This is a genomic window from Burkholderia sp. Ax-1724, assembly GCF_011752995.1.
Lineage (GTDB): Bacteria > Pseudomonadota > Gammaproteobacteria > Burkholderiales > Burkholderiaceae > Paraburkholderia.
Map to the genome: position 1 here is coordinate 43,187 of NZ_VWWL01000023.1, position 24,946 is coordinate 68,132.

General features: G+C 65.6%; 24 protein-coding genes. 12 read left to right on the plus strand and 12 right to left on the minus strand.

From position 1 onward, the window contains the following. Positions 1-306: 306 nt before the first annotated feature. Both rpsO and F3J19_RS25225 read right to left on the minus strand, forming a co-directional pair. Positions 307-579, minus strand: a complete 273-nt coding sequence (rpsO, locus tag F3J19_RS25220; RefSeq protein WP_008920609.1) for a 30S ribosomal protein S15 — start codon at positions 577-579, stop codon at positions 307-309. 213 nt (positions 580-792) lie between these two features. Next, entirely contained in the window at positions 793-2,214 is a 1,422-nt protein-coding gene (locus F3J19_RS25225; RefSeq protein WP_205193239.1) for a branched-chain amino acid ABC transporter substrate-binding protein, read from the minus strand. 188 nt (positions 2,215-2,402) lie between these two features. Between F3J19_RS25225 and F3J19_RS25230 the strand changes: the two genes are divergently transcribed. Then, a complete protein-coding gene (locus F3J19_RS25230; protein WP_167047759.1) occupies positions 2,403-2,954 on the plus strand; it encodes a hypothetical protein in 552 nt (183 codons plus the stop codon). 155 nt (positions 2,955-3,109) lie between these two features. Here F3J19_RS25230 and F3J19_RS25235 read toward each other — a convergent pair whose 3' ends face one another. The 6 genes from F3J19_RS25235 to F3J19_RS25260 all read right to left on the minus strand — a co-directional run bounded on the left by F3J19_RS25235 (position 3,110) and on the right by F3J19_RS25260 (position 10,236). Continuing rightward, entirely contained in the window at positions 3,110-4,663 is a 1,554-nt protein-coding gene (locus F3J19_RS25235; RefSeq protein WP_167047762.1) for a 2-isopropylmalate synthase, read from the minus strand. A gap of 384 nt (positions 4,664-5,047) precedes the next feature. After that, on the minus strand, positions 5,048-5,917 hold the full coding sequence (gene pssA, locus F3J19_RS25240) for a CDP-diacylglycerol--serine O-phosphatidyltransferase (protein WP_167047765.1): 870 nt from the start codon (positions 5,915-5,917) through the stop codon (positions 5,048-5,050). A gap of 24 nt (positions 5,918-5,941) precedes the next feature. Beyond that, positions 5,942-6,580 carry a phosphatidylserine decarboxylase gene (locus F3J19_RS25245; protein ID WP_167047768.1) on the minus strand — a complete coding sequence of 213 codons (639 nt, stop codon included), beginning with the start codon at positions 6,578-6,580 and terminating at the stop codon, positions 5,942-5,944. Positions 6,581-6,712: 132 nt separating this feature from the next. Then, positions 6,713-7,729 carry a ketol-acid reductoisomerase gene (gene ilvC, locus F3J19_RS25250; protein ID WP_008920617.1) on the minus strand — a complete coding sequence of 339 codons (1,017 nt, stop codon included), beginning with the start codon at positions 7,727-7,729 and terminating at the stop codon, positions 6,713-6,715. Positions 7,730-7,869: 140 nt separating this feature from the next. Continuing rightward, positions 7,870-8,361 carry an acetolactate synthase small subunit gene (gene ilvN / locus F3J19_RS25255; RefSeq protein ID WP_167047783.1) on the minus strand — a complete coding sequence of 164 codons (492 nt, stop codon included), beginning with the start codon at positions 8,359-8,361 and terminating at the stop codon, positions 7,870-7,872. Positions 8,362-8,472: 111 nt separating this feature from the next. Further along, entirely contained in the window at positions 8,473-10,236 is a 1,764-nt protein-coding gene (locus F3J19_RS25260) for an acetolactate synthase 3 catalytic subunit (protein ID WP_167047786.1), read from the minus strand. A 386-nt stretch (positions 10,237-10,622) separates the two neighbouring features. On the opposite strand from F3J19_RS25260, the gene F3J19_RS25265 reads away from it, so the two are divergent. The 11 genes from F3J19_RS25265 (at position 10,623) to F3J19_RS25315 (ending at position 20,510) form a co-directional block, all read left to right on the plus strand. Then, positions 10,623-11,186 carry an RNA polymerase sigma factor gene (locus tag F3J19_RS25265; RefSeq protein ID WP_167047789.1) on the plus strand — a complete coding sequence of 188 codons (564 nt, stop codon included), beginning with the start codon at positions 10,623-10,625 and terminating at the stop codon, positions 11,184-11,186. Beyond that, positions 11,183-11,617 (plus strand): DUF3619 family protein, encoded by a 435-nt coding sequence (locus F3J19_RS25270; protein WP_167047792.1) that lies wholly within the window; start codon positions 11,183-11,185, stop codon positions 11,615-11,617. Before F3J19_RS25265 ends, F3J19_RS25270 begins: the two co-directional genes overlap by 4 nt. Before the next feature lie 16 nt (positions 11,618-11,633). Continuing rightward, on the plus strand, positions 11,634-12,404 hold the full coding sequence (locus F3J19_RS25275; protein ID WP_167047795.1) for a DUF3106 domain-containing protein: 771 nt from the start codon (positions 11,634-11,636) through the stop codon (positions 12,402-12,404). Positions 12,405-12,486: 82 nt separating this feature from the next. Then, a complete protein-coding gene (locus F3J19_RS25280) occupies positions 12,487-12,954 on the plus strand; it encodes an RDD family protein (RefSeq protein ID WP_167047995.1) in 468 nt (155 codons plus the stop codon). 141 nt (positions 12,955-13,095) lie between these two features. Beyond that, on the plus strand, positions 13,096-14,037 hold the full coding sequence (locus tag F3J19_RS25285) for a UDP-2,3-diacylglucosamine diphosphatase (RefSeq protein WP_167047798.1): 942 nt from the start codon (positions 13,096-13,098) through the stop codon (positions 14,035-14,037). Between the two features lie 64 nt (positions 14,038-14,101). Further along, the gene (locus F3J19_RS25290; RefSeq protein ID WP_167047800.1) at positions 14,102-15,133 is read left to right on the plus strand and encodes a glycosyltransferase family 1 protein; all 1,032 of its coding nucleotides are present in this window, start codon (positions 14,102-14,104) and stop codon (positions 15,131-15,133) included. Between the two features lie 20 nt (positions 15,134-15,153). After that, a complete protein-coding gene (locus F3J19_RS25295) occupies positions 15,154-15,696 on the plus strand; it encodes a diacylglycerol kinase (protein WP_167047803.1) in 543 nt (180 codons plus the stop codon). Between the two features lie 272 nt (positions 15,697-15,968). Next, positions 15,969-16,694 (plus strand): TetR/AcrR family transcriptional regulator, encoded by a 726-nt coding sequence (locus tag F3J19_RS25300; RefSeq protein ID WP_167047806.1) that lies wholly within the window; start codon positions 15,969-15,971, stop codon positions 16,692-16,694. Positions 16,695-16,696: 2 nt separating this feature from the next. Next, entirely contained in the window at positions 16,697-17,281 is a 585-nt protein-coding gene (locus F3J19_RS25305) for a TIGR00730 family Rossman fold protein (RefSeq protein ID WP_167047809.1), read from the plus strand. 251 nt (positions 17,282-17,532) lie between these two features. Next, positions 17,533-18,279 carry an SDR family oxidoreductase gene (locus F3J19_RS25310; protein WP_167047811.1) on the plus strand — a complete coding sequence of 249 codons (747 nt, stop codon included), beginning with the start codon at positions 17,533-17,535 and terminating at the stop codon, positions 18,277-18,279. Positions 18,280-18,554: 275 nt separating this feature from the next. Next, entirely contained in the window at positions 18,555-20,510 is a 1,956-nt protein-coding gene (locus F3J19_RS25315; RefSeq protein ID WP_167047814.1) for a glycosyl transferase, read from the plus strand. 69 nt (positions 20,511-20,579) lie between these two features. Here F3J19_RS25315 and F3J19_RS25320 read toward each other — a convergent pair whose 3' ends face one another. The 4 genes from F3J19_RS25320 to F3J19_RS25335 all read right to left on the minus strand — a co-directional run bounded on the left by F3J19_RS25320 (position 20,580) and on the right by F3J19_RS25335 (position 24,897). Then, entirely contained in the window at positions 20,580-21,227 is a 648-nt protein-coding gene (locus F3J19_RS25320; protein WP_167047817.1) for a DUF924 family protein, read from the minus strand. Further along, positions 21,220-21,633 (minus strand): group II truncated hemoglobin, encoded by a 414-nt coding sequence (locus F3J19_RS25325; RefSeq protein ID WP_167047820.1) that lies wholly within the window; start codon positions 21,631-21,633, stop codon positions 21,220-21,222. The genes F3J19_RS25320 and F3J19_RS25325 overlap by 8 nt, the downstream gene beginning before the upstream one ends. A gap of 52 nt (positions 21,634-21,685) precedes the next feature. Beyond that, positions 21,686-24,175, minus strand: a complete 2,490-nt coding sequence (locus tag F3J19_RS25330; RefSeq protein ID WP_167047998.1) for an FtsX-like permease family protein — start codon at positions 24,173-24,175, stop codon at positions 21,686-21,688. A gap of 110 nt (positions 24,176-24,285) precedes the next feature. Continuing rightward, positions 24,286-24,897: a DUF4126 domain-containing protein gene (locus F3J19_RS25335; RefSeq protein ID WP_167047823.1), complete on the minus strand. Its 612-nt coding sequence runs from the start codon at positions 24,895-24,897 to the stop codon at positions 24,286-24,288. Positions 24,898-24,946 lie beyond the last annotated feature (49 nt).

Sequence of the window (24,946 nt, forward strand, 5' to 3'; positions counted from 1 at the left end):
GCGCGGCAACGCCGGGGCCGGCGCCGCATGGGAAGAGTCGTGTTATGCCATTCCAGAGAACCGCGCTGCACGAATACGCGCGACCCGCTGGAATGACACAAAACTCCGCCCTGAAGCCCGGCCATGTTTTTATTACTGTTTCTCTACTGCTGCTTTGCTGCCGATACTGCCCTGCCTGTGAACGCCGCGCGAACCGGCATACGCCGCGAATCACAGACGGCGCGCATCACATGAAGCGCGCCGCGCAAAAACAAAATGCCTGTATCAGCGAAACTGACACAGGCATCTTGCTGAACGACTGGCCGATTACTTACGCAGACCCAGCTTTTCGATCAGGCTGCGGTAACGGTCCGCGTCCTTACCCTTCAGGTAGTCGAGCAGCTTGCGACGGCGGCTCACCATGCGCAGCAGACCGCGGCGGCTGTGGTGATCCTTCGTGTGCTCCTTGAAGTGGGAGGTCAGTTCGTTGATGCGGGTCGTGAGCAGCGCGACCTGAACTTCGGGGGAGCCGGTATCGTTAGCTGCGCGTGCGAATTGCGCGACGACTTCGGACTTCTTGCTTGCTTCAACTGCGGACATATCAATTTCCTTGATGACTGGACAGGCGGTCACGGAAGAAAGGCCGTGCCGTGGATTACCCGTTTCAAAAAATTTACTGAGTTCTCCCGTTTGCGACTGAATCAGGACCCAGCCCCATAACGGGACGCGTATTGTAGCACAGTGCGTTCCGGCCGCGAAACCTAGGCTGGCGCGCGGACCGGGCGCCGCGCGAGACCATGCGAGACCGGCCACTCAAGGCCGCCGCATCCTGCAGACGGTCGGCGCGATCGTGCGCTCGGCCGGCAGCGCCAACACCGTGCGGAATCCGTAGCCGGAGCCTTCGTTATCGAAACGCACGCCCGGCGTGCCGGCTTTGTCCATTTCCATTACGTAGAGGGGCTGGATCAGTTGATGATCGTCGGCGCGCATCCACGACGCGTGAAAGCCGTTGTCGAAACGGATGCCTTCGAGCGCCTTCGCAACCGCCGTCGGATCGGCGCTGCCGGCGCGGGTCATCGCAGCGGCGAGCGTTTCGATCATCAGCGGCATGCGCAGCACCGGGTAGTCGTCCTGCGCGGCCGGAAAGCGCGCGCGGAACGCCGCATACCACGCGTCCGAGGCCGCGCCGCCCGCGTTCGGATGCCAATCGGCCACCGCGATCACATGCCCCACGCCCGCGTCGCCGAGCGCCGCCGGCGCGCCAAGGCTGTTGCCGTAGAACGTGTAGAACTTCGTGTCGAGGCCCTGCTCGCGCGCCGCCTTGACGAGCAGCGTCAGGTCGTTGCCCCAGTTGCCGGTGATCACCGCGTCCGCGCCGCTCGCGCGAATCTTCGCGATATAGGGCGCGAAATCCTTCACGCGGCCGATCGGATGAAATTCATCGCCGACCACCGCGATGTCCGGGCGCTTCGCCGCGAGCGTCGAGCGCGCGAGGCTGCTCACGTCATGGCCGAAGCTGTAATCCTGATTCAGCAGATAGACCTTTTTCACGGCCTTGTCGCGCTCGATCACGTCGGCGAGCGCGGCCATGCGCATGCCCGCGTGCGCGTCGAAACGGAAGTGCCAGAAGCTGCAGTCCGCGTTGGTGAGCGCGGGGTCGTCGGCGGAATAGTTGAGGAACAGTTCGCGATTGTCCGGCTCGCGGCTGTTCTGCTTGTCGATCGCACCGATCAGCGCGGCCGCGACCGCCGAACTGTTGCCCTGCATGATGTAGCCGATATGGCGATCGGCGGCCGCGCGCAGTTGCGTGAGCGCTTCCTCGGTGCTGCCCTTGCTGTCGAGCACGACCAGTTCGAACGGATGCGCGCCGTCCGGGAGCTTCACGCCACCGCTCGCATTCACCTGCTCGACACCGAAGCGCAGATTGCGCTCGACCGCCGCACCGGCATTCGCGAACGGACCGGACATGCCTTCGATCAGCGCAAGCTGGATCGGCTTGCCGGTGGGTTTGCCGGCGGACATGCCGGCTGCGTTGCTTGCAGACCTGCTCGTCGGTTTGCCCACCGCGCCCACGCCCGGCGTGACGGCCGCCGCCGTCACACTCGCGACCTGACCGGCCGCTGAACCAGCCGAACCCGCCGCGACTGTCGCCACTGCACGAGCCGCGCTCGCCCCCGCCACCATCGAAACCGCCGTGAACGCCACCGCGGCCACCGCCCGTTGCCAGATCGCCATCGTTACTGTCCCGCCTGAATCTTCGAAGCGCGGATCATAGGACGCCGCGCACGGAATAGGCAAGCCGGCGCATCCGTTACCGTTCTGCTGGCGGATCATCACGAAGCGCAGGTCTTTTGCGACAGCGCGTGTCAAAATAAAGCGTCTCGATGATAAAAACCGCTACTCAAACGCCATCGGAGGAATCCATGCCGAATCACCACCGCCGCGCGGCAGCCTCGATCGCGGCACCCGCCGGCATGCGCCTGCGCCGTGCCGCGCTGGTCTGTCTGAGCGCGCTGGCGCTTGCCGGCTGCGCGCAACCCTGGCAGCAATATCAGCCGGGTGCGGACGTATCGACGGTCATCGCGCGCCTCGGTCCGCCGCGCGAAACCTACGATCTGCCCGACGGCGGCAAGCGCCTGATGTGGCCGACCCAGCCGATGGGCGAAACCACCACCGCCGCCGACATCGATGCGGCCGGCAAGATCGTCAACATGCGCCAGGTGCTGCAGCCGAATGAGTTCTACCGCGCCGAGATCGGCAAATGGACGCGCAGCGACGTGCTCGTGAACTTCGGCCGACCGGTCGAAACGGCATACTTCCCGCTCATGAAGCGCGAGGTCTGGACGTATCGCTATCTCGAAGACAACGTCTGGTACATGCTCTACAGCTTCTATTTCGACGACCAGGGCATCCTGCGGCTCACGCAGAAAACGCCGGACCCGTTGCACGACCCGGATCGCCGCAGCCTGTTCTGAGCGAGGCTACGCGCGCCGCGAGGTTAGCTGCGGCACGCGGCAACAACGCAGTAACGCGACGATCCTCGCCGCCCCCCCTTCCAGAACCACCGCGCCAAAAAAGAAGCCCCGTGCACTGAACCGCACGGGGCTTCTGCATTACGGCACGCGCGCAATCACACGCCTTCCGAGCGCTGCGGATTCAGCTTGTCCGTATTCGAATACAGCTTGTTGAGCGCCGAGATATAAGCCTTCGCCGATGCCGCGACGATATCGGGATCGGTGCCCACGCCATTGACGATGCGCCCGCTCTTCGACAGCCGCACCGTCACCTCGCCCTGCGCCTGGGTGCCGGTCGTGATCGCGTTGACCGAGTACAGCAGCAGTTCCGAGCCGCTGCCCACTTCCGTTTCGATCGCGTTGAGCGTCGCATCGACGGGGCCGTTGCCGCGCGCCTCGCCGGTGATCTCCTTGCCCTCGACCGAGAACACGACCTTCGCATGCGGCTGCTCGCCGGTTTCCGAGTGCTGCGACATCGACAGGAATTTGTAGTGCTCCTTCTCCTGCGCCTGCGCCGATTCCTCGTTGACGATCGCGATAATGTCCTCGTCGAAGATTTCCGCCTTGCGGTCGGCCAGTTCCTTGAAGCGCGCGAAAGCGGCGTTCAGTTCGGCCTCGCTATCGAGCGCGATGCCGAGTTCCTGCAAACGCTGCTTGAACGCGTTGCGGCCCGACAGCTTGCCGAGCACGATCTTGTTCGCGGTCCAGCCCACGTCTTCGGCGCGCATGATTTCGTAGGTGTCGCGCGCCTTCAGCACGCCGTCCTGATGGATGCCCGACGCATGCGCGAACGCGTTCGCGCCGACCACCGCCTTGTTCGGCTGCACGACGAAACCGGTGATCTGCGAGACGAGCTTCGAGGCCGGCACGATCTGCGTCGTGTCGAGACCGACGTCGAGGCCGAAGTAATCCTTGCGGGTCTTCACCGCCATCACGATTTCTTCGAGCGAGGTATTGCCCGCGCGCTCGCCGAGACCGTTGATCGTGCACTCGACCTGACGCGCGCCGCCAAGCTGCACGCCGGCGAGCGAATTCGCCACCGCCATGCCGAGGTCGTTATGGCAATGCACCGAGAACACCGCCTTGTGCGAGTTCGGAATGCGTTCGCGCAGCGTCTTGACGAGCTGGCCGTACAGTTCCGGCACGCCGTAGCCGACCGTGTCCGCGATGTTGATCGTGGTCGCACCCTCGGCGATCACCGCTTCGAGCACGCGGCACAGGAAGTCCATGTCGGAGCGGCTGCCGTCTTCGGGCGAGAACTCGACGTCGTCGGTGAATTTGCGCGCGAAACGCACCGCGAGTTTCGCCTGCTCGAACACCTGCTCCGACGTCATGCGCAGCTTCTTTTCCATGTGCAGCGGCGACGTCGCGATGAACGTGTGGATGCGGAAGTGATCGGCCGGCTTGAGCGCGTCGGCGGCGCGCTGGATGTCCTTGTCGTTCGCGCGCGCGAGCGAGCAGACCGTGCTGTCCTTCACGAGGCCCGCGATCGTGTGGATCGCGTCGAAGTCGCCGTTCGAGCTGGCCGCGAAGCCGGCTTCGATCACGTCGACTTTCATCCGCTCGAGTTGCTTGGCGATGCGGATCTTTTCTTCCTTCGTCATCGATGCCCCCGGCGATTGCTCGCCGTCGCGCAACGTGGTGTCGAAAATGATCAGTTTGTCGGACATATCGGGCCTCCTCGGGAGTCGTTCGGATGTGGGGATAGGATGTTTGATTCGGCGATTGGCGTGGCCGCTCGCGAGGCACGTTTGCGAAGGTCGCGACCGACGCGAACGGAGCGCAACAGCGCATCGAGGCGAGAATGAAGCATGGCGGCGCGGCGCTCGGCTCGATGACGAGGCGCGGGCCGAGCCCGGACGGCCACGCAAAACGCACTTATCCGACGACTATAGCGGCATTCAACGGGCCGCGCAATGCGCGCCGGAGCGGCCCGCGGCGGGGTCGGCGCAGGGCTCCGCAGCAGGCTGCACGCGTAGGCCGGGAAACGAAAAACGGCAGCCCTCGGGCTGCCGTTTTCTCATGACGCCGACGCGCCAGCGCGGGCTCAAACCTTACCGGTCGCGCGTCGCCGAGCGCGCCGGATTGGCCCTGCCGCGCACCGCCTGATAAGCCCAGAACACGTAGCCGGACAGACCGTACAGCACGAACAGGCCGAACAGCATCAGCGGCGGATCGGACGACACGAGCACGAACGCGACCACCACGAGCAGGATCACGCCGAACGGCACGCGATGCCGCACGTCGAGCGCCTTGCCGCTGTAGAACGGTGCGTTCGACACCATCGTCACGCCCGCGTAGATGGTCAGCACGAAGGCGACCCACGGCAACCAGACGAGCTTCAGCGGCACGCGGTTGTCAGTGGCGAGCCACACGAAACCGGCGATCAGCGCCGCCGCGGCCGGGCTCGGCATGCCCTGGAAGAAACGCTTGTCGACCACGCCGATGTTCGTGTTGAAACGCGCGAGCCGCAGCGCCGCGCCCGAGCAATAGACGAACGCCGCGAGCCAGCCCCAGCGGCCGAGGTCTTTCAGGACCCACTCGTACATGACGAGCGCCGGCGCGACGCCGAACGACACCATGTCCGACAGGCTGTCGAACTGCTCGCCGAAGGCGCTTTGCGTATGCGTCATGCGCGCGACGCGGCCGTCCATGCCGTCGAGCACCATCGCGACGAAGATCGCGATCGCCGCGATTTCGAAGCGTACGTTCATCGCCTGCACGACGGCGAAGAAGCCGCAGAACAGCGCCGCCGTGGTGAACGCGTTCGGCAGCAGATAGATGCCGCGTTTTCTGAGGAACTGCTGACGCTGCGCGCGCCGGCTCTCGACAGCCGACGGCTCCGTCACGATCGGCTTGTTGCGGCGAAACGGCCGTGGCAGCGGTCCGTTGTTACGGGGTCGACGCGGTTTGAATGCGGCCATTCGGACAACCTCCTGTATGCCGCTTTACAGCTCGGCGAGGATCGTGGACGACGCCGACACCTTCTCGCCGATCGACACGCGCGGACGGCTGCCCACCGGCAGATACACGTCGACGCGCGAACCGAAGCGGATGAACCCGTAACGCTGGCCGCGCGTAAGCGGCTCGCCGGCACGGACGTAGCAGAGAATGCGTCGCGCGATCAGCCCGGCGATCTGCACCGAGGTCACGGTCTGGCCGCCGGCCATTTCGATCACGATCGCATTGCGCTCGTTTTCGAGCGAGGCTTTATCGACCGCCGCGTTCAGATACGCGCCGGGAAAGTATTCGACCTTCGAGATCGCGCCGTCGACCGGCGAGCGCTGCGAGTGGACGTTGAACACGTTCATGAACACGCTGATTTTCAGCGCCTCGCGATTCGCATAAGGGTCATGCGCGGTTTCGACCGCGACGATGCGGCCGTCGGCGGGACACAGTACCGCGTTGGCCTGGGTCGGAATCGGACGGGCCGGGTCGCGGAAGAACTGCACGACGAACAACAGGATCAGCCAGAAGATCCACGCAATGCCGAACCCCGCGAAGGCGTGAACCAGTAAGGCAACGACGGCCGCGATGGCGATGAACGGCCAGCCTTCTCGCGCGATGATCGGATGAGGGTAATTCATGGATGGCTTCTGTGTTTTTGTAAAACCGTAGGATAGCAAAAGCCGCCCAGGGTTCAGCACCCTTGGACGGCTTTTTGACTGGTCCGGCCGCCGCGCCGAAGCGCCGCGCCGGACCTCGTTGCGTCGCGACGCTTAGTTCTTCGACTGGTCGACGAGCTTGTTCTTCGCGATCCACGGCATCATCGCGCGCAGCTTCGAGCCGACCTGCTCGATCTGGTGCTCGGCCGTCAGGCGGCGGCGCGATTGCAGCGTCGGTGCGCCAGCCTTGTTCTCGATGATGAAGCTCTTCGCGTACTCGCCGGTCTGGATGTCGGTCAGCACGGCCTTCATCGCCTTCTTCGTTTCAGCGGTCACGATGCGCGGACCCGTCACGTACTCGCCGTACTCGGCGTTGTTCGAGATCGAGTAGTTCATGTTCGCGATGCCGCCTTCGTAGATCAGGTCGACGATCAGCTTCAGTTCGTGCAGGCACTCGAAGTACGCCATTTCCGGCGCGTAACCCGCTTCGACCAGCGTTTCGAAGCCGGCCTTGATCAGGTCGACGGTACCGCCGCACAGCACGGCCTGCTCGCCGAACAGGTCGGTTTCGGTTTCTTCGCGGAAGTTCGTTTCGATGATGCCGGCACGGCCGCCGCCGTTAGCCGCTGCATACGACAAAGCGATGTCGCGCGCTGCGCCCGACTTGTCCTGGGCAACCGCGATCAGGTGCGGCACGCCGCCACCTTGCGAGTAGGTGCCGCGCACCGTGTGGCCCGGTGCCTTCGGCGCGATCATGATGACGTCGAGGTCGGCGCGCGGGATCACCTGGCCGTAGTGCACGTTGAAGCCGTGCGCGAACGCGAGCGCCGCGCCCTGCTTGATGTTCGCGTGAACTTCCTTCGCGTACACGTCGGCGATCTGCTCGTCCGGCAGCAGCATCATGACGACGTCCGCGCCCTTGACCGCTTCCGCGACTTCCTTCACTTGCAGGCCGGCGTTCTCGGCCTTGCTCCACGATGCGCCGCCCTTGCGCAGACCGACCGTGATGTTCACGCCGCTTTCCTTCAGGTTCAGCGCGTGCGCATGGCCTTGCGAGCCATAGCCGATGATGGTGACCTGCTTGCCCTTGATGAGGGAGAGATCGGCGTCCTTGTCGTAGAAAACTTTCATGTCGGTTCCTTGGCTAGATTCGATGATTCAGGAAATTCAGGTACTGCGAATAATGTGCTGCGAGCCGGGTTCGAAGTGAGCTGCCCGGCCTTATGATCGTGACGCCAGCTCACGGCGTCGAAACAGGAAAGCGCCGCGTATCAGACCTTCAGGATGCGCTCGCCGCGCCCGATGCCCGAGCCGCCCGTGCGGACCGTCTCGAGAATCGCCGTGGAATCGAGCCCTTCGATGAAGGCGTCGAGCTTGTCGCTCGCCCCCGTCAGTTCGATCGTGTAGGTCTTTTCGGTGACGTCGATGATGCGGCCGCGGAAAATATCCGACATCCGCTTCATCTCCTCACGCTCCTTGCCGACCGCCCTCACCTTGATCAGCATCAGCTCGCGCTCGATGTGGGCGCCCTCGGTAAGGTCGACCACTTTCACCACCTCGATCAGGCGGTTCAGATGCTTCGTGATCTGTTCGATCACGTCGTCCGAGCCAATGGAGACGATGGTCATGCGCGACAGCGAACGGTCTTCGGTCGGAGCCACCGTCAAGGTTTCGATGTTGTAGCCGCGTGCCGAGAAAAGCCCCACCACGCGCGACAGCGCGCCCGGTTCGTTTTCCAGCAGGACGGAAATAATGTGTCTCATGTTTCGCTTCTTCCAGATGTTTTGTCGATGTCCGCGAGCGACGCGACGCCGCTTCGTTTGCCCTCGCCCTTTTTGAAGGCGCGCATGACGAAGCCGGCAGCCTGGCCGTCGTTATAGATCTTCCGAACCCATGAGCATCTCGGTGATGCCCTTGCCGGCCTGAACCATCGGCCAGACGTTTTCGGTCGGATCGGTCTGGAAGTCGAGAAACACCGCGCGATCCTTGAGGCGCAACGCTTCCTTCAGCGCCGGCTCGACATCGGCCGTGCGCTCGATGCGCATGCCGACGTGGCCGTACGCTTCGGCGAGCTTCACGAAGTCCGGCAGCGCATCCATGTACGAATGCGAATAGCGCTTGCTGTATTCGATCTGCTGCCACTGGCGCACCATGCCCAGATAGCGGTTGTTCAGCGAAAGAATCTTGACCGGGAGGTCGTACTGCTTGCAGGTCGACAGCTCCTGGATGCACATCTGGATCGAGCCTTCGCCCGTGATGCACAGCACGTCGTCGTTCGGGTGAGCCATCTTCACGCCCATCGCGGCCGGCAGGCCGAAGCCCATCGTGCCGAGGCCGCCGGAGTTGATCCAGCGACGCGGCTTGTTGAACTTATAGAACTGCGCGGCCCACATCTGGTGCTGGCCGACGTCGGAACACACGAAGGCATTGCCGTCGGTCAGCTCCCACGCCTTTTCGACCACGTACTGCGGCTTGATGACGTCGCTCTTGCGGTCGAACTTGAGGCAGTCTTTCGCGCGCCAGCCTTCGATGTCCTTCCACCAGTCGGCGAGCGCCACGGTGTCCGGGCCATGCTCGGCCGTCTGCAACTGTTCGATCAGCTCCTTCAGCACTTCCTTCACGTCGCCGACGATCGGAATGTCGACCTTGACGCGCTTGGAAATGGAGGAAGGATCGATGTCGATATGGATGATCTTGCGCGGCCGCGAGGCGAAGTGCGCCGGGTCGCCGATCACGCGGTCGTCGAAGCGCGCACCGATCGCGATCAGCACGTCGCAGTGCTGCATCGCCATGTTGGCTTCGTACGTGCCGTGCATGCCGAGCATGCCGAGGAATTTCTTGTCGCTCGAACGGTAGCCGCCCAGACCCATCAGCGTGTTGGTGACCGGATAGCCGAGCAGATCGGCGAACTGGTTCAGCTCGCGCGAGGCGTCCGCGAGAATGATGCCGCCGCCGGTGTAGATGTACGGGCGCTTCGCCGACAACAGCAGCGAGACCGCCTTGCGGATCTGACCGGAGTGGCCCTTCGTGACGGGGTTGTACGAGCGCAGCGACACGCTCCGGATCGGCTCGTACTGGCACGGCGCCTTCGACACGTCCTTCGGAATGTCGATCAGCACGGGGCCGGGGCGGCCGGTACGGGCAATGTAGAACGCTTTCTTGACGGTGGCAGCGAGATCGCGCACGTCCTTCACGAGGAAGTTGTGCTTCACGCAGGGACGCGTGATACCGACCGTGTCGCACTCCTGGAACGCATCCTGACCGATCGCGGCAGTCGGCACCTGGCCGCTGATCACCACCATCGGGATCGAATCCATGTAGGCGGTGGCGATGCCGGTCACCGCATTGGTGACACCGGGGCCGGACGTCACGAGACATACGCCGACCTTGCCGGTGGAACGCGCATAGGCGTCGGCAGCATGCACGGCAGCCTGTTCGTGGCGCACGAGCACATGCTGGAATTTGTCCTGCTTGTACAGCTCGTCGTAAATGTAGAGTACCGAGCCGCCGGGATAGCCCCAGATGAACTCGACGTCTTCGTCGGCCAGTGCCTTCATGAGCACGGTGGCGCCGATAGAGTCGGCTTCGTGGAGAGGGGTCGTATCCGACGTGGAGAATTCCGCGCTGGGCATATTCATTGATTGACCTTTCGAATTTTCGGCAAAAAATTGATCGGGTGCTCTCTGCCGGGCTCGTGACTCGGGTTCAAGCGGCGCGTCCAGTTGACAGGCGGGCTTCTTGGGCCACACCTCAATTGAGACAACTCACTTATGTTGCGAACCAGCGACAATAGCGGCTGGCGCGCTCGCGGTCAAGCAAATATTGCCTCAGGCTTGTGCGTCGATTCGGAAAAATGCCCGCAATGACCGCGACGATTCGCACGGCGCGCAATCCCGCAACCGTCATGCAAATGCAAGCCGAAGCACGTTTCACCCCTCGCCACGCAAAAGTTTGTTAGCATCCGCGAGTTTTACGACATTTTTCGACCGATTACGCGCACGCCCGCTGCGCCGACCTCACACGGATGGCATCAGACAAGGAACTCGCCGATTTTCTGGCGGGCGTCGAAAGGCGCGCATTCAAGCAGACGGTCTACGCCGTGCGGGACGACGACGCCTCGCTCGACATCGTGCAGGACGCGATGATCAAGCTCGCCGAAAAGTACGGCGATCGTCCGGCGGCCGAGTTGCCGCTGCTGTTTCAGCGTATTCTGCAGAATGCGATGCACGACTATTTCCGTCGTGCGAAAGTACGCAATACGTGGATCAGCCTGTTCTCGTCGCTCGGCAATGCGGACGACGACGAATTCGATCCGCTGGAGACGTTCGAGGCCGAGGCCGGTTCGGCCGGTGCCGAAAGCAACGAGCAGAAGCTCGAGCGCGAACAGGTCCTGCAGTTGATCGACGACGAGATCCAGAAATTACCGGCACGTCAACGGGAGGCGTTTCTCATGCGTTATTGGGAGGATATGGATGTCGCCGAGACTGCCGCCGCAATGGGCTGTTCCGAAGGCAGCGTGAAAACGCACTGCTCCCGGGCCACCCACACGCTGGCGCAAGCGCTCAAGGCCAAAGGAATCACGCTATGAGCTCCCTTGAAACCCGAGAACTCGAGTTCGCGCGCGAAATGCGCCGCGCGCTCGACGAAAACACCGCCAATCTCTCCCCCGCCACCGTCGACCGGCTCGCCACGGCACGCCGCGCGGCACTCGCGCGCAAGAAGCCCGAGCCCGTCAGCGCGCCGTCGTTCGTGCCCGCTTTCGCCGGCATGCCGGCCGGGATGGCCAACCTGTCGGGAAGCGGCTTCAGGCAGCCGCGCCACCGTTCGCCGCTGCGCCGCTTCGCGCTCGCGTGGCCGCTCGCCGCGCTGCTGGTGAGCCTCGTCGGCATTGCGTACTGGGAAGACCACCAGCGCACCGCCGAACTCGCCGATATCGACGCCGCCATGCTGAGCGACGACCTGCCGCTCAATGCCTACCTTGACCACGGTTTCAACGCGTATCTTTCACGCGCCCACTGAGCGGGAGATTTCTCGGGTGAGTTACAAGCGCGGCCTAGCCGTTGTTTTCGGATGCACGATCGCGGCCCTGGTGTCGTTTGCCGCGACGTACCCGCGCTTTCATCCGGGCCCGGCAGCCCCGGCCAGCCCCTCGGCCGGCAACAACGCCACAGCGAAAGCCCCCGCCCCCACGCTGTCCGTCGAATTGCCCGGCCTGCCCGGCAACAACAGTCCGCTCGCATGGTCGCGCCTGAGCGCCGCCGAGCATGTCGCGCTCGCGCCGTTCGCCTCCGAATGGGATTCGTTTAGCGACGAGCGCAAGCGCAATTGGGTCAAGATCGCATCGCGTTACGCGAAAATGTCGCCTGATGCGCAAAAACGCCTGCACGAGCGCATGAGCGAATGGGTCCGCATGACGCCGGATCAGCGGCGTGTCGCGCGCGAGAACTACCAGGTATCGAAGGAATTGCCGCGCGAAGCCCGCCAGAACGCGTGGAAGGCGTATCAGCAACTGCCCGAGGACCTGAAGGAACGGCTGGCCGCCAGCGAGCACAAACGCCGGCCGAGCGTCGTCAGCGCGCCGCCGTCGGCGCGTAACGAGCTCAAGGGTATCGACCGCCTCGTCAACGCGCGCGAACATGGCGGCGCGAGCGAGGCGGCAGCGGCGAGCGCCGCGGCGGCCGCATCGTCGCCGGGAACGAGCGCGCTGCCGTCGCCGCCCGCGATTCCGGCGGCGGGCAGTTTCGTGCCGGCGACGCCGGTGCCGGTATCGCCGGCCGAAGCGCCGTCGATCTTCAACGGCTCCTGATCCGCCACCTCGTCCCTCCCTCGCCCCTCCCGTGCCCCAGCCCCTCGCGACCTCGCCCCTGCCCACCACCCCCGCGCCCGGCATGGTGCCGACCGTGCGGCGCCGGCTTGCGGCGTTGCTCTACGAAGCGGTGATCCTGTTCGGCGTCGTGTTTATCGCCGGTTATCTGTTCAGCACGCTGACGCAGCAGCGCAACGGCCTCACGCATCACAATCTGCTGGCCGGCTGGATCGGGCTCGTGGTCGGCGTGTACTTCGTGTGGTTCTGGACTCACGGCGGACAGACGCTGCCGATGAAGACCTGGCGCCTGCGGGTCGTTTCCGCCGATGGCGGGCCGCTTTCCGTCGCACGGGCGGTTGCGCGTTATGTGCTTGCATGGCTGTGGTTTTTACCGCCGCTTGCGGTGCATCCGCTGCTGGGATTGCGGGTACCGCAGACGCTTGTCGTTGCGGGTGTCTGGTTCGTGGTGTGGGCCGCGAGTGGGCGTTTTGATTCGCAGCGGCAGTTTCTGCATGACCGGTTGGCGGGGACGAGAATAGTGCAGGGTTAGTGGCCCCTTGGGCGGAGCGGTGCTTCTTTGTCTTTGTTCTCTGCGCCGCAGGCCCCCTCGTAATAAGAACTTCTCATGACTGTCACGTCAGAGTCACGCGCGCCCGGCCCAATACGGGCACCGCCACTCGACGTGTAAGCCATGGACCCCAAGACGTCCGCGACTTCCCTGTTTCGCCAGATCGGCCCGAGCGTCGACACCGTCGCTTTCCGTCCGGCCCCGGGTTCCGCCCAGCACGGTCTGCCGCCGCCGGCGACGCCGCCCCTCGATGCCCACGCCGATCATCCCGATGACAGCCACGCCGATCCGCATCGCTATCGCACGATCTGGCTCTCCGACATCCATCTCGGCTCGAGCGGCTGCCAGGCCAGCTATCTGCTCGACTTCCTGCGCCACAACGAATCGGAGTACCTCTACCTCGTCGGCGACATCATCGACGGCTGGCAGTTGAAGAAAGGCTGGTACTGGCCGCAGGCGCACAACGACGTCGTGCAGAAAGTGCTGCGCAAGGCGCGCAAAGGCACCCAGGTGATCTACGTGCCCGGCAATCACGACGAAGCCGCGCGCCAGTTCTGCGACCTCGCGTTCGGCGACATCCACGTGCGCGGCGAAGCGTTCCACACCACGCTCGCCGGCAAGCGCATGTGGATCGTGCACGGCGATCTGTTCGACGGCGTGATCCAGCACGCGAAGTGGCTCGCCTATCTCGGCGACACGCTCTACACGATGATCCTCGTGCTGAACCGCTGGTTCAACCGCATCCGCAGCAAGCTCGGCTTCCCGTACTGGTCGCTCTCGCAGTACCTCAAGCATCAGGTCAAGAACGCGGTCAACTTCATCTCCTCGTTCGAGACCGTGATGACCGACGAAGCGCGCCGCCGCGGCTGCGACGGCGTCGTTTGCGGGCACATCCACAAGGCCGAGATGCGCGAGATCGACGGCGTGCTGTATTGCAACGACGGCGACTGGGTCGAGAGTCTGTCGGCACTCGTCGAGACGTACGAGGGCGAGCTCAAGGTGATCTTCTGGACCACGCTGCAAGCCCCGCAAGCCGGCGCGCAGAAGGCCCGGGCCACCGCCTAGCGCCCGCCGCTTCAATCGGCCCCGAATCGGGAACCAATCGATGAGTCAATCGAGGAATCAATCGATGAAGATCATGATCGTCACCGACGCATGGGAACCGCAGGTCAACGGCGTCGTGCGCACGCTGAAAAACACCACGCGCGAACTCATGGCGCTCGGCCATGAAGTCGATCTGCTGACACCGCTCGAATTCAAAACGATCCCCTGCCCGACGTATCCGGAAATCCGCCTGTCGCTGCTGCCGCGCCGCAAGCTGCGCGAGCGCATCGACCGCTTCGCGCCCGACGCGCTGCACATCGCGACCGAAGGACCGCTCGGCATGGCCGCGCGGTCCTATGCGCTGCAGCACAAGCTGCCGTTCACGACCGCCTATCACACGCGCTTTCCCGAATACGTGCAGGCGCGTTTCGGCATTCCGCTTACCGCGACCTACAAGTTCCTGCACTGGTTCCACAAGCCCTCGCTCGCGGTGATGGCGCCGACGCCCGTCGTCAAGCAGGATCTGGAAAAGTTCGGCTTCACGAACGTCGTGCTGTGGACGCGCGGTGTCGACCTCGACATCTTCCATCCGATGGACTCGAAGGTGCTCAACACCGCGCGGCCGATCTTCCTGTACGTCGGGCGCGTGGCGGTCGAGAAGAACGTCGAGGCGTTTCTGCAGCTCGATCTGCCCGGCTCGAAGTGGGTCGCGGGCGAAGGCCCGGCGCTCGCCGAGCTGAAGTCGCGCTATCCGCAGGCGAACTACCTCGGCGTGCTGTCGCAGGCCGAACTCGCGAAGGTCTACGCGGCCGCCGACGTCTTCGTGTTCCCGAGCCGCACCGACACGTTCGGCCTCGTGCTGCTCGAAGCGCTCGCCTGCGGCACGCCGGTGGCCGCCTACCCGGTCACGGGTCCGATCGACGTGCTCGGCGACGGCAACGCCGGCGCGATGCACGAGGACCTGCGCGAGGCCTGCCTCGAAGCGATGAAGATCGATCGCCACGACGCGCGCGCATGGGCTGAGCGCTTCTCGTGGGCCGCCGCGTCCGCGCAATTCGCCGCGCATCTGAAGCCGCTGCGGCGCGAAGCGTATCGCGAGGAAAGCGCCGCCGCATGACGCGGCGCGCCGAACCGCCCATGCGAAGCCGATCCAATGCGGAGCGCAAGTCGGGCAGCGCATTGCGCGCCGTCGAATCCACGCGCGAGCCCGAGAGCGTCGAGCCGTTCGACGACGACACCACGCACGAACCGCTGAGCCCCGACGACCCGCTCGCGCCGCTGCCGTTCAATCCGTACAAGGGCAATCGCGGTCTCACGCGCGCCTGGCACGCGATGAAAAATTCGCTGGCCGGCTTTCGCGTGGCAATTCGCGAGGAAAGCGCGTTTCGCCAGGAACTGACGCTCGCCGCGATCCTGATTCCGTGCGGCATCCTTGTGCCGGTCGATCCCGTATCGCACGTGCTGCTGCTCGGCTCGGTGCTGCTCGTGCTGATCGTCGAGCTGCTCAATTCGAGCGTCGAAGCCGCGATCGACCGCATTTCGCTCGAACGCCACGAGCTGTCGCGGCGCGCGAAGGATCTCGGCAGCGCGGCCGTGATGGTCGCGCTCGGCATGTGCGTGATGACGTGGGGAGTGATCGTCGGACCGCTCGTAGTGCGCTGGTTGCGCATGTGGTTGTGATGCAAACCGGATGGCGGCCCGCACGCGCCGCCGCGTCCCCGGCAAGGAAAATCCTGTAGGGCGGCTAGGTACGAGAACGCTCGGTTTATAATCGTTAGACAGTCCCACGGAAAAGCCCCGGGCAAGGCAGCGCCCAAGGCTTTGCCGCCCCCTCGGGGGGCCTGCCGAGCGGCGGGCTGGGGAGCGCTCAATATACCAACCGCATCCGGGTGGAACACGCAGCAGCGGCACGCCGCCGCGCGCCCAGCCCGGCATAACCAGGGCCGGACGACATGGAAGCCAAACCTCCCCGCCGCACGCGCGAACGGATTCTCGAACTCTCGTTGAAACTCTTCAACGAAATCGGCGAGCCGAACGTCACGACGACGACGATCGCCGAGGAAATGGAAATCAGTCCAGGCAACCTGTACTACCACTTCCGCAACAAAGACGACATCATCAACAGCATCTTCAGCCAGTTCGAGCAGGAGATCGAAAAGCGTCTGCGGTTCCCCGACGACCATCGCGCGACGATCGACGAAATGTGGTCGTATCTGCAATATATGGTCGATTTCACCTGGCGCTACCGCTTCCTGTACCGCGACCTGAACGATCTGCTCGCGCGCAACCGCACGCTCGAAACCCACTTCAAGCAGATCATCAGCCACAAGGTGCGCTTCGCGAGCCAGTTCTGCGAGCAACTCGTCGCCGACGGCGAAATGGTCGCGACGCCGCAGGAACTGCAGGTGATCGCGACCAACGTCGGCGTGATCGGCACGTACTGGCTGTCGTACCAGTTCGTCATGAATCCGCGCAAATACAACGAACAGGAAGCGATCCGCGCGGAACTGCACCAGGTCAGCGTGCAGATCGTCTCGCTGATGGCGCCCTACCTGCGCGGCCGCTCGCGGCAGATTTTCGACGACCTCGTCTCCGGCAAGCTGCCCAAGCGCGAGTTTTACGACTACCTGCCGCCGCGCGAAGGCGCCGCGCCTCGCAACGAATCGAAGGACAGCTGAGCATGAAGTCGGTGTGCGTATATTGCGGCTCCTCGATGGGAGTCAAACCGCTGTACGAACAGGCCGCGCGCGCCTTCGGCCGCGCGCTCGTGCAAAGCGGCCTCACGCTCGTCTACGGCGGCGGCAAGGTCGGGCTGATGGGCGTGATCGCCGATACGGTGATGGCCGAAGGCGGCCGCGCGATCGGCGTGATTCCCGAACTGCTCGTCGACAAGGAAGTCGGCCATAACGGGCTGACCGAACTGCACGTGGTGCCCGACATGCATCATCGCAAGAAGATGATGGCCGAGCTGTCCGACGCGTTCGTCGCGATGCCGGGCGGCGCGGGCACGCTCGAAGAGCTGTTCGAGGTCTTCACGTGGGCCCAGCTCGGCTATCACGGCAAACCCGTCGCGCTGCTCAATACCGGCCACTTCTACGACCCGCTGATCCAGCTGCTGCGCCATACGGTCGACGAAGGCTTCATGCGCCGCACCTATCTCGACATGCTGCAGATCGACGCCGATCCCGCCGCGCTGATCGGCAAGCTGCGCGGCTATCGGCCGCCCGTGCGCGACAAGTGGGCGGTGCAGGGCAATACGGTTTGAGGCCGAGGCTGGAGGCGGCGGTTGATGCGGCAGTTTGAGGCCGCTTCCATGCTGGCATGCGGGCTCCGTGGTGGCTTTGCCTTGCTTCGACTCGACGCTGGTTTCGCGCCGGTTTCGCACTGGTTCGACCGCCGGCTTCACCCTGCCTTGAGCGCATTGAGCGCAATCCAGGCGCAGCCCGAACATGGCCTGAATACGGCTTGCAGGCTTTTTGCGAGCCCCGCGCGATCCATCCGAACGACGAGGTTGCCATGACGAAAGCTGTTCTGATTACCGGCGGCAGCCGCGGCATCGGCCGCGCAACCGCACGTCTGCTCGGCGCGCGCGGCTGGTTCGTCGGCGTCAATTACGTGCGCGACCTGGCGGCTGCGCAGCAGACGGTCGGCGAAGTGGAGCGCGCGGGCGGCCGCGCGGTGCCGATCGCCGGCGACGTCGCCGACGAAGCCGACGTAATCGCAATGTTCGATACGCTGCAGCAGACCTTCGGCCGCATCGACGCGCTCGTCAACAACGCGGGCATCGTCGCGCCGTCGAGCCCGCTCGCCGACATGGACCTCGCGCGCCTGAAGCGCATGTTCGACGTCAACGTGCTCGGCGCCTACCTGTGTGCGCGCGAAGCCGCGCGGCGCATGTCGAGCGATCGCGGCGGCGCGGGCGGCGCGATCGTCAATATTTCGTCGGCAGCGGCGCGGCTCGGTTCGCCGAACGAATACGTCGATTACGCAGGCTCGAAAGGCGCGATCGACACGATGACGCTCGGGCTCGCGAAAGAACTCGGCCCGCGCGGCGTGCGCGTGAACGCGGTGCGCCCGGGCCTCATCGACACCGAGATTCACGCGAGCGGCGGCAAGCCCGAGCGGGCCGCGCAACTTGGCGCGACCACGCCGCTCGGCCGCCCCGGCAGCGCCGACGAAGTGGCCGAAGCCGTCGTGTGGCTGCTGAGCGACGCGGCATCGTATGTGACGGGCGCGCTTTTCGACGTGGCCGGCGGACGCTGACACGCCGGATCGCCAGGCCGCAGTCCCTCGCACCCCAAGCGCGGCCCATCGTGGCCGCGCTTTTTTCTTCCCTGCTCCACGGCGCATTCCCGCCGATCTGGCGGCAAACGCACACTCGCGTGGATAAAACGCCACGCTCGGCCCTTTCCCTGTAATCCCCCGTAATAATATGGCGTTAGAATCGGCCGGAACGTGCGCCGTTTCGACGACGCACGCTGCAAGCCAGAACATAAGTACGAGGCCCACGCCGCCGCGTACATCGACCTGAGATTTCCATGCAAGACAAGCAGTCAGCGACGTGGCGCGCGGAGAACGCCACGGCTGCGGCCGCCGGCAACGCGCGCGCGGCCGCCACCAGCCAGGCGTCCCGGGCGACTGACGCAGCCGACGCGCGCCCTACCCGACGCCCCGCCGATCGCGCCGCACGCGCCTTGCAACGCTGGCGCGCGCTCGCGGCAACCCGTCCGCTGCTGTGGATCGTCGCGCTGGCGATCCTTTGCGCATGGCTGCTGCCGGGCATCCTCGGCCACGAGCCGTGGAAACAGGACGAAACCTACACGTTCGGCATCGTCCAGCACATGCTCGAGAGCGGCGATCTCGTCGTGCCGACCAACGCGGGCCAGCCCTTCGTCGAAAAACCGCCGATCTACGACTGGGTCGCCGCCGGCCTCGCGTGGATGCTGGGCCGCTACCTGCCGCTGCATGACGCCGCGCGTCTCGCGAGCGCGCTGTTCGCGGGCCTGACCATCTACTACACGGCCCGCGTGGCGCGCCGCGCGACCGATGCATCGAGTTGGTTCGATCTGCGTGTGATCGGCACGCTCGCGCTGTTCGGCGGCACGCTCGCCGTCGTCAAGCACGCGCACGACATGATGACCGACGTCGCGCTGATGGCCGGCGCCGCACTCGGCTTCTGCGGGCTGTTCGAACTCGTGCTCGTGCATCTGCGCGACGCCGCACGGAACGCGCCGTCGCCGACACCGGCGCAGCCGCACACCCGGCCGCTCGACGCCCCAGGGCGCCGCCACGCGATCCTGAGCGGCGCGGCGATGTTTGGCGCGGGCGTCGGCGTGTCGCTGCTCGCCAAGGGCCTGTTCGTGCCGCTCGTCTTCGGCGCGACCACCTGCGCGGTGCTCGTCCTCTATCCCGCGTGCCGCAGCCGCAGCTTCGCGAGCGCGCTCGGCATCGCCGCGCTCGTTTGCGCGCCGTTCGCGCTGATCTGGCCGATCTGCTTCTACCTGCGCTCCGAAGCGCTGTTCAAGGTCTGGTTGTGGGACAACAACATCGGGCGCTTCTTCGGCTTTTCGGTGCCCGAACTGGGCTCCGAGAACGAGAGCCGTCTGTTCGTGCTGCGCACCGTGCTGAGCGTCGGCTTTCCGGTCGTACCGCTTGCGCTGGCTGCGCTCGCCAGCGGCGCGTGGCGACGCTGGCGCGACCCGCGCATCGCCTTGCCGGCGCTTTTCGCGGGCATCGGTTTCGCCGTGCTGCAAAGTTCGGCGACCGTGCGCGAGCTGTACATCCTGCCGTTCATCGCCCCGCTTGCGCTGCTTGCGATGCAAGGCGTCGAGCGGCTGCCGGCGCGGCTGCACGTCGTCTGGGACATGATGAGCCGCGTGCTGTTCGGCGGCACGGCTGTGCTCGCGTGGATCATCTGGTCGATCATGACGAGCCCGGTGAGCACGCATGCCTCGCTGCATTGGCTCGGACGCTGGCTGCCGCTCGACTGGGTGCTGCCGATCAAGCCCGCGATGATCGCCGCCGCCTTGCTGCTGACGATCGGCTGGCTATGGCTGCTGCCGTCCTTCAAATACGCGGGCAAATGGCGTGGCGCGCTCAGCTGGTGCGCGGGCGCGATGCTCGCGTGGGGGCTCGTCAGCACGCTGCTGCTGCCGTGGCTCGATGACGCGAAGAGCTACCGCTCGGTGTTCCTGGACCTCGGCGCGAAGATAAACATCGAATGGAACGACGGCGATTGCATGGCAAGCGCGAGCCTCGGCGAGTCCGAGGCGCCGATGCTCTACTACTACACCGGCATCGTCCATCAGCCGAACGAGAACCCGCGTACGACCGCCTGCACCTGGCTCATCGAGGAAAGCCGCCGCGACCATGCGCCCCAACCGCCCGGTGAATGGCAACTATTCTGGTCCGGCGCGCGGCCCGGCGATTCGGATGAACTGCTGCGCGTCTTCGTGCGCACGCCGGTTGCAGGCACGGTGCGCGGCGACGACTAGAAGGCAACGCGCGCGCCGGGCACGCCAACGCGCGCTCGGATGGAAGCTGCTGAAAGCCGCGGGAAGCGGCTAGAACGACGACCCGGGCTCGCGCAGAAACGCGCTTTCTTCGTCGCTCGAGGCGCGCCCGAGCACGGCATTGCGATGCGGGAAGCGGCCGAACCGCTCGACGATCTCCGCGTGCCGCACTGCATGGCGGTAGTAGCTCGCGCCGCCCGGCTCCGCCGCCAGCTGACCGAAGAGCCGCAGCGACTCATGCTGGCTCGCGAGCGTTTCGTCGTGTTCGAACGGCAGATACGCGAACACGCGATGCTGCGCGCCGGGCAGCAGCCGATCGGCACCGCTTGCGATCATCCGTTGCGCGATCTGCAGCGCCTTGCTGTCGGCGGCGAATGCGCGCGGCGTGTTGCGATGGCAGTTGCGCGAGAACTGATCGAGCACGATGACGAGCGCGAGCGTGCCGAGCGACGTGGCCTGCCACGCGTCGAGTTCGCCGGCGAGCGCCGCATCGATCAGGTCGCCGAAACGTTCGCGCAGCATCGTATCGAAAGCGTCGTCGCGCGTGAACCAGAGCTTGCGCTCCGTGCCGTATTCCGGCGAACCCGGCGCGCCGAACCAGCAGTCGAGCACGTCGCGTGCCCGCATGGGGAGCGCCGCGTAGTCGGCGTCAATCGCAGAGACAGCCGCCGATGGGGTCGGTTGCCGCGGCTCAGCCATTGCGGTTGCGCATCCAGTCCGCGGTTTCGAAGAACGAGCCGAGCAGACGCTCGCGCAGCGGCTCGGCGAGGCCGATGTCCTGCATCGCCCACGCCATGCAGCGCAGCCACTGGTCGCGTTCGCCCGAGGCAATCGCGAACGGCAGATGCCGCGCGCGCAGACGCGGATGGCCGAAGCGGCTGATGTAGTGATCGGGGCCGCCGAGCCAGCCGCACAGGAACCAGAACAGCTTGTCGCGCGACCCGTCGAGCGATGCCGGATGCAGCGCGCGAATCCCGGCGAAATCCGCTTCGAGGTCCATCAGGTCGTAAAACCGGTCGACCAGTTCGCGCACGCGCGCCTCGCCGCCCACCAGCTCGAAGGCCGTCGGTTTGTCCGCGGACACTTCGTCGTTCAAATCGCTCATACCCTGCTCAACCGCCAGAAAAAACCATCGGGAAAAAATCACGCGTCGCGCATCATGCATCACGCAGCGATTGCAGCGCGGGCCGTGCCAGCACATGCCGCAGACTCAGCCAGCCACCCACGCCCGCGCAGGCAACCCCGGCGGCGATGCCCGCCGGCAGCAGCCACGGATCGAAGTCCAGATAGAACTCGAACACGTGCGTCGCGAGCAGCGCGCCGACGATCTGCGCCCCCGCCGCCGCCATCAAGCCGGCCAGCGCCCCGACCGCGACGAATTCGGCGACCTGCACCGCGCGCACCTGCCGATGCGACGCGCCGAGCGCGCGCAGCAGCGCGGATTCTCGCATACGCTCGTCGCGCGTGCCGGCGAGCGCCGCGTACAGCACCAGCACGCCGGCCGCGAGCGTGAACGCGAACAGGAACTGCACCGCACCGATCACCTGCTGCAGCACGCGCTGCACCTGCGCGAGAATCGGGCCCGTGTCGATCGCGGTGAGGTTCGGATAGGCGGCGATCAGGCCGTCGATCGTCGCCTGCCGGTCCGGCGGCAGATGGAAGCTCGTGATGAACGTCGCCGGAAAATCGCGCAGCGCGGCGGGCGGCATCAGCACGAAGAAATTGACCTTGAACGAACCCCAGTCGAGCTTGCGCAGGCTCGTAACCGGCGCGTCGATTTGCAGGCCCGTCACGTCGAAACGCAGCACGTCGCCAGGCTTCACGTTGATCAGTTTCGCGAGCCCCTGCTCGATCGAAATCTGCGGCGTCGTCGTGTCGCCGTACCACTTGCCCGCGGCGATACGGTTGTCGTCGGGCAGCTCGGTCGTGTACGACAGGTTGAACTCGCGGTCCACCAGACGCCGCGCGTCCTGGCCCTTGAACGAGTCCGGATCGACCGGCTTGCCGTTGATCGCGACGAGCCGCCCGCGCACCATCGGCGAAAGCTGCGCGCCGGGTACGCCGTGCGCGGCGAGATATTGCGTGACCGCGTCGCGCTGGTCGGGCTGGATATCGATGATGAACAGGTTCGGCGCATCGGGCGGCGTCGATTTGCGCCAGCCTTGCACGAGGTCGTTGCGCGTCATCGCGATCAGCAGCAGGCACATGAGGCCGATGCCGAGCGCGGTGATCTGCAGCGCGCTCGTGCTGCTGCGGCGTTCGAGCGACGCGAGCGCATAGCGCCAGCCGATCCCCGCGTTGACGCGCTCGCTGCGCACGATGCGCGCCGCGCCCCATAGCGCGAGCCGCGCGATGCAGGCGAACACGAGCAGCCCGCCCGCGAAGCCGCCCGCGACGATACCGCCGAGCTTCAACTCACCGGCCGCGACAATCAGCAGCCCCGCGAACAGCACGATGCCGAGCGCGTAGGCGGCCCACGCGGTGCGCCCCGCCTCGCCCCATTCGCGGCGCAGCACGCGCACCGGCGGCACGCGCGTGAGCGGCAACAGCGGCGGCAACGCGAAGCCGAGCAGCAGCACGAGGCCGGCCGCGATGCCTTCGAGCGCGGGCCACAGCGTCGGCTGCGGCAGCACGACGTCGATCAGGCTACCGAGCCACGTCAGCAGCGCGAGGTGGCCGAGATAGCCGAGCGCGACGCCCAGCACCCCGCCGATCACGCCGAGCCCGGCGAATTCGAGCGTGAAAAGCGCGCGCAGCGCGGCCTGGCTCACGCCGAGACAGCGCATCGCAGCGCAGCCGTCGAGATGCCGGCGCATATAGCGGTGCGCCGCCATCGCAATCGCCACCGCCGCGAGCAGCGCGGTCAGCAGCGAGACGAGCGTGAGGAAATGGCCCGCCCGATCGAGCGTCTGACGCACCTGCGGCTGGCCGTCGTGCAGCGATTCGAGCGCGACGCCGCGCAGCTTGCCGCCGTCCACGCGGTCATGCGCGAACTGCGTGAAACGCGCGACCGCATCGGCGGCACCGGCCACCAGCAGCCGATACGTGACGCGGCTGCCGAACGTAACGAGACCGGTCGATTGCAGTTCGTCGGCGCGCAGCATCAGACGCGGCGAGAAATTGACGAATGAAAAGCCGCGGTCGAGTTCGCGCGTAATCAGCGCGCCGATCGTGAAGCTGCGATTGCCGACTTTCACCGCATCGCCGACCTTCAGCTTCAAGGCGTCGAGCAGTTCCTGATCGACCCACACGGTGCCGGGCGCGGGAATCGACGTCGCCCGATGATCGGCCGCGCCGGGCGCCGGCGCGATCTGCAATGCGCCGCGCAGCGGATAGCCCGGCGACACCGCCTTGACGGCGGCGAGCCGCGACACCGGCTTTGCGCCGGTCGCATTGATCATGCTCGGGAAAATCGCCGTGGTGGCGGTGCGCAGGCCAAGCGAGCGCGCCTCGGCGGCAAATTGCGGATCAACCGGATGGTCGGCGCGCACGATGAAATCGGCGGCGATCATGCGCCGCGCGTCGCGTTCGAGCCCCTGGTGCAGCCGATCGGCGAGAAAGCCGACGCTAGAAAGCGCGGCGACGGCCAGCACGAGCGCGAGCAGCAGCATCGTCAGTTCGCCCGCGCGCCAGTCGCGCGCCGTCATGCGGATCGCCTGGCGCAGCAGATCCGCGCCGCCGAAACGGCGCGCCGCTTTAACGTCGCTTACGTCGACGCGCTCCGTCGAACCTGCCTTGGACCCGGGTAGTGCTTCGCTCAATCGTGCCTGCTCCTCGCAAATCGCGACACCATATGCGTGGCCATGCCGCGAAACCCGCCCTGCACGCCACGCCACAACCGCGGCAATGCCCACGCCGCGAGCAGCAGAAAGCCTACCATCAGGACCAGAAACGCGAGCGGCACGAACAGCGCGAGCAGCACGCCGCCGAAGACGAGACCGTCCTCGGCGGTCGAGGTCACGACGTTCGACAACGGTTCCGGCGACAGATTGATAAGCGCGCGCGTACCGGCCTTCGCGAGATGCGCGGTGCCGGCGAGCGTGCCGCCCGCGAGCGCCGCGACCGCCAGCAAAGCCGGATCGGCATGGCCGAGCGCGCCGGCGGCGAGCACCGCGCCGGCCGGAATGCGGATGAAGGTGTGGATCGCGTCCCACAGCGAGTCGAACGCGGGGATTTTGTCGGCGAGGAATTCGGCGAGCGTCAGCACGGCGGCCGCGCCGATCACCCAGGGCGAGGACAGCGCGGACAGCGTGGCGGGCAGATGAATGAGGCCGAGACGCTCGAACACGCCGGCCAGCAGGACCGTCAGATAGAGGCGCAGACCGCTGCCCCATGAGAGGCCAGCAGCAAGCGAAAGTGATTCAAGCATGGCCGCCTCCACGCGCTTGGGACGTGCCGGGCGCCGCGGCGGAATGAAG

Coding starts and splice junctions, on each gene's coding strand:
- F3J19_RS25290 (WP_167047800.1), top strand. CDS start 14,102: ATGAAGATCATGATCGTCACCGACGCATGGGAACCGCAGGTCAACGGC.
- F3J19_RS25300 (WP_167047806.1), top strand. CDS start 15,969: ATGGAAGCCAAACCTCCCCGCCGCACGCGCGAACGGATTCTCGAACTC.
- F3J19_RS25310 (WP_167047811.1), top strand. CDS start 17,533: ATGACGAAAGCTGTTCTGATTACCGGCGGCAGCCGCGGCATCGGCCGC.
- F3J19_RS25285 (WP_167047798.1), top strand. CDS start 13,096: ATGGACCCCAAGACGTCCGCGACTTCCCTGTTTCGCCAGATCGGCCCG.
- F3J19_RS25230 (WP_167047759.1), top strand. CDS start 2,403: ATGCCGAATCACCACCGCCGCGCGGCAGCCTCGATCGCGGCACCCGCC.
- F3J19_RS25260 (WP_167047786.1), bottom strand. CDS start 10,236: ATGAATATGCCCAGCGCGGAATTCTCCACGTCGGATACGACCCCTCTC.
- F3J19_RS25235 (WP_167047762.1), bottom strand. CDS start 4,663: ATGTCCGACAAACTGATCATTTTCGACACCACGTTGCGCGACGGCGAG.
- F3J19_RS25270 (WP_167047792.1), top strand. CDS start 11,183: ATGAGCTCCCTTGAAACCCGAGAACTCGAGTTCGCGCGCGAAATGCGC.
- F3J19_RS25265 (WP_167047789.1), top strand. CDS start 10,623: ATGGCATCAGACAAGGAACTCGCCGATTTTCTGGCGGGCGTCGAAAGG.
- F3J19_RS25225 (WP_205193239.1), bottom strand. CDS start 2,214: ATGGCGATCTGGCAACGGGCGGTGGCCGCGGTGGCGTTCACGGCGGTT.
- F3J19_RS25335 (WP_167047823.1), bottom strand. CDS start 24,897: ATGCTTGAATCACTTTCGCTTGCTGCTGGCCTCTCATGGGGCAGCGGT.
- pssA (WP_167047765.1), bottom strand. CDS start 5,917: ATGGCCGCATTCAAACCGCGTCGACCCCGTAACAACGGACCGCTGCCA.
- F3J19_RS25280 (WP_167047995.1), top strand. CDS start 12,487: ATGGTGCCGACCGTGCGGCGCCGGCTTGCGGCGTTGCTCTACGAAGCG.
- F3J19_RS25245 (WP_167047768.1), bottom strand. CDS start 6,580: ATGAATTACCCTCATCCGATCATCGCGCGAGAAGGCTGGCCGTTCATC.
- ilvC (WP_008920617.1), bottom strand. CDS start 7,729: ATGAAAGTTTTCTACGACAAGGACGCCGATCTCTCCCTCATCAAGGGC.
- F3J19_RS25295 (WP_167047803.1), top strand. CDS start 15,154: ATGCGAAGCCGATCCAATGCGGAGCGCAAGTCGGGCAGCGCATTGCGC.
- ilvN (WP_167047783.1), bottom strand. CDS start 8,361: ATGAGACACATTATTTCCGTCCTGCTGGAAAACGAACCGGGCGCGCTG.
- F3J19_RS25315 (WP_167047814.1), top strand. CDS start 18,555: ATGCAAGACAAGCAGTCAGCGACGTGGCGCGCGGAGAACGCCACGGCT.
- F3J19_RS25305 (WP_167047809.1), top strand. CDS start 16,697: ATGAAGTCGGTGTGCGTATATTGCGGCTCCTCGATGGGAGTCAAACCG.
- F3J19_RS25330 (WP_167047998.1), bottom strand. CDS start 24,175: ATGACGGCGCGCGACTGGCGCGCGGGCGAACTGACGATGCTGCTGCTC.
- rpsO (WP_008920609.1), bottom strand. CDS start 579: ATGTCCGCAGTTGAAGCAAGCAAGAAGTCCGAAGTCGTCGCGCAATTC.
- F3J19_RS25325 (WP_167047820.1), bottom strand. CDS start 21,633: ATGAGCGATTTGAACGACGAAGTGTCCGCGGACAAACCGACGGCCTTC.
- F3J19_RS25320 (WP_167047817.1), bottom strand. CDS start 21,227: ATGGCTGAGCCGCGGCAACCGACCCCATCGGCGGCTGTCTCTGCGATT.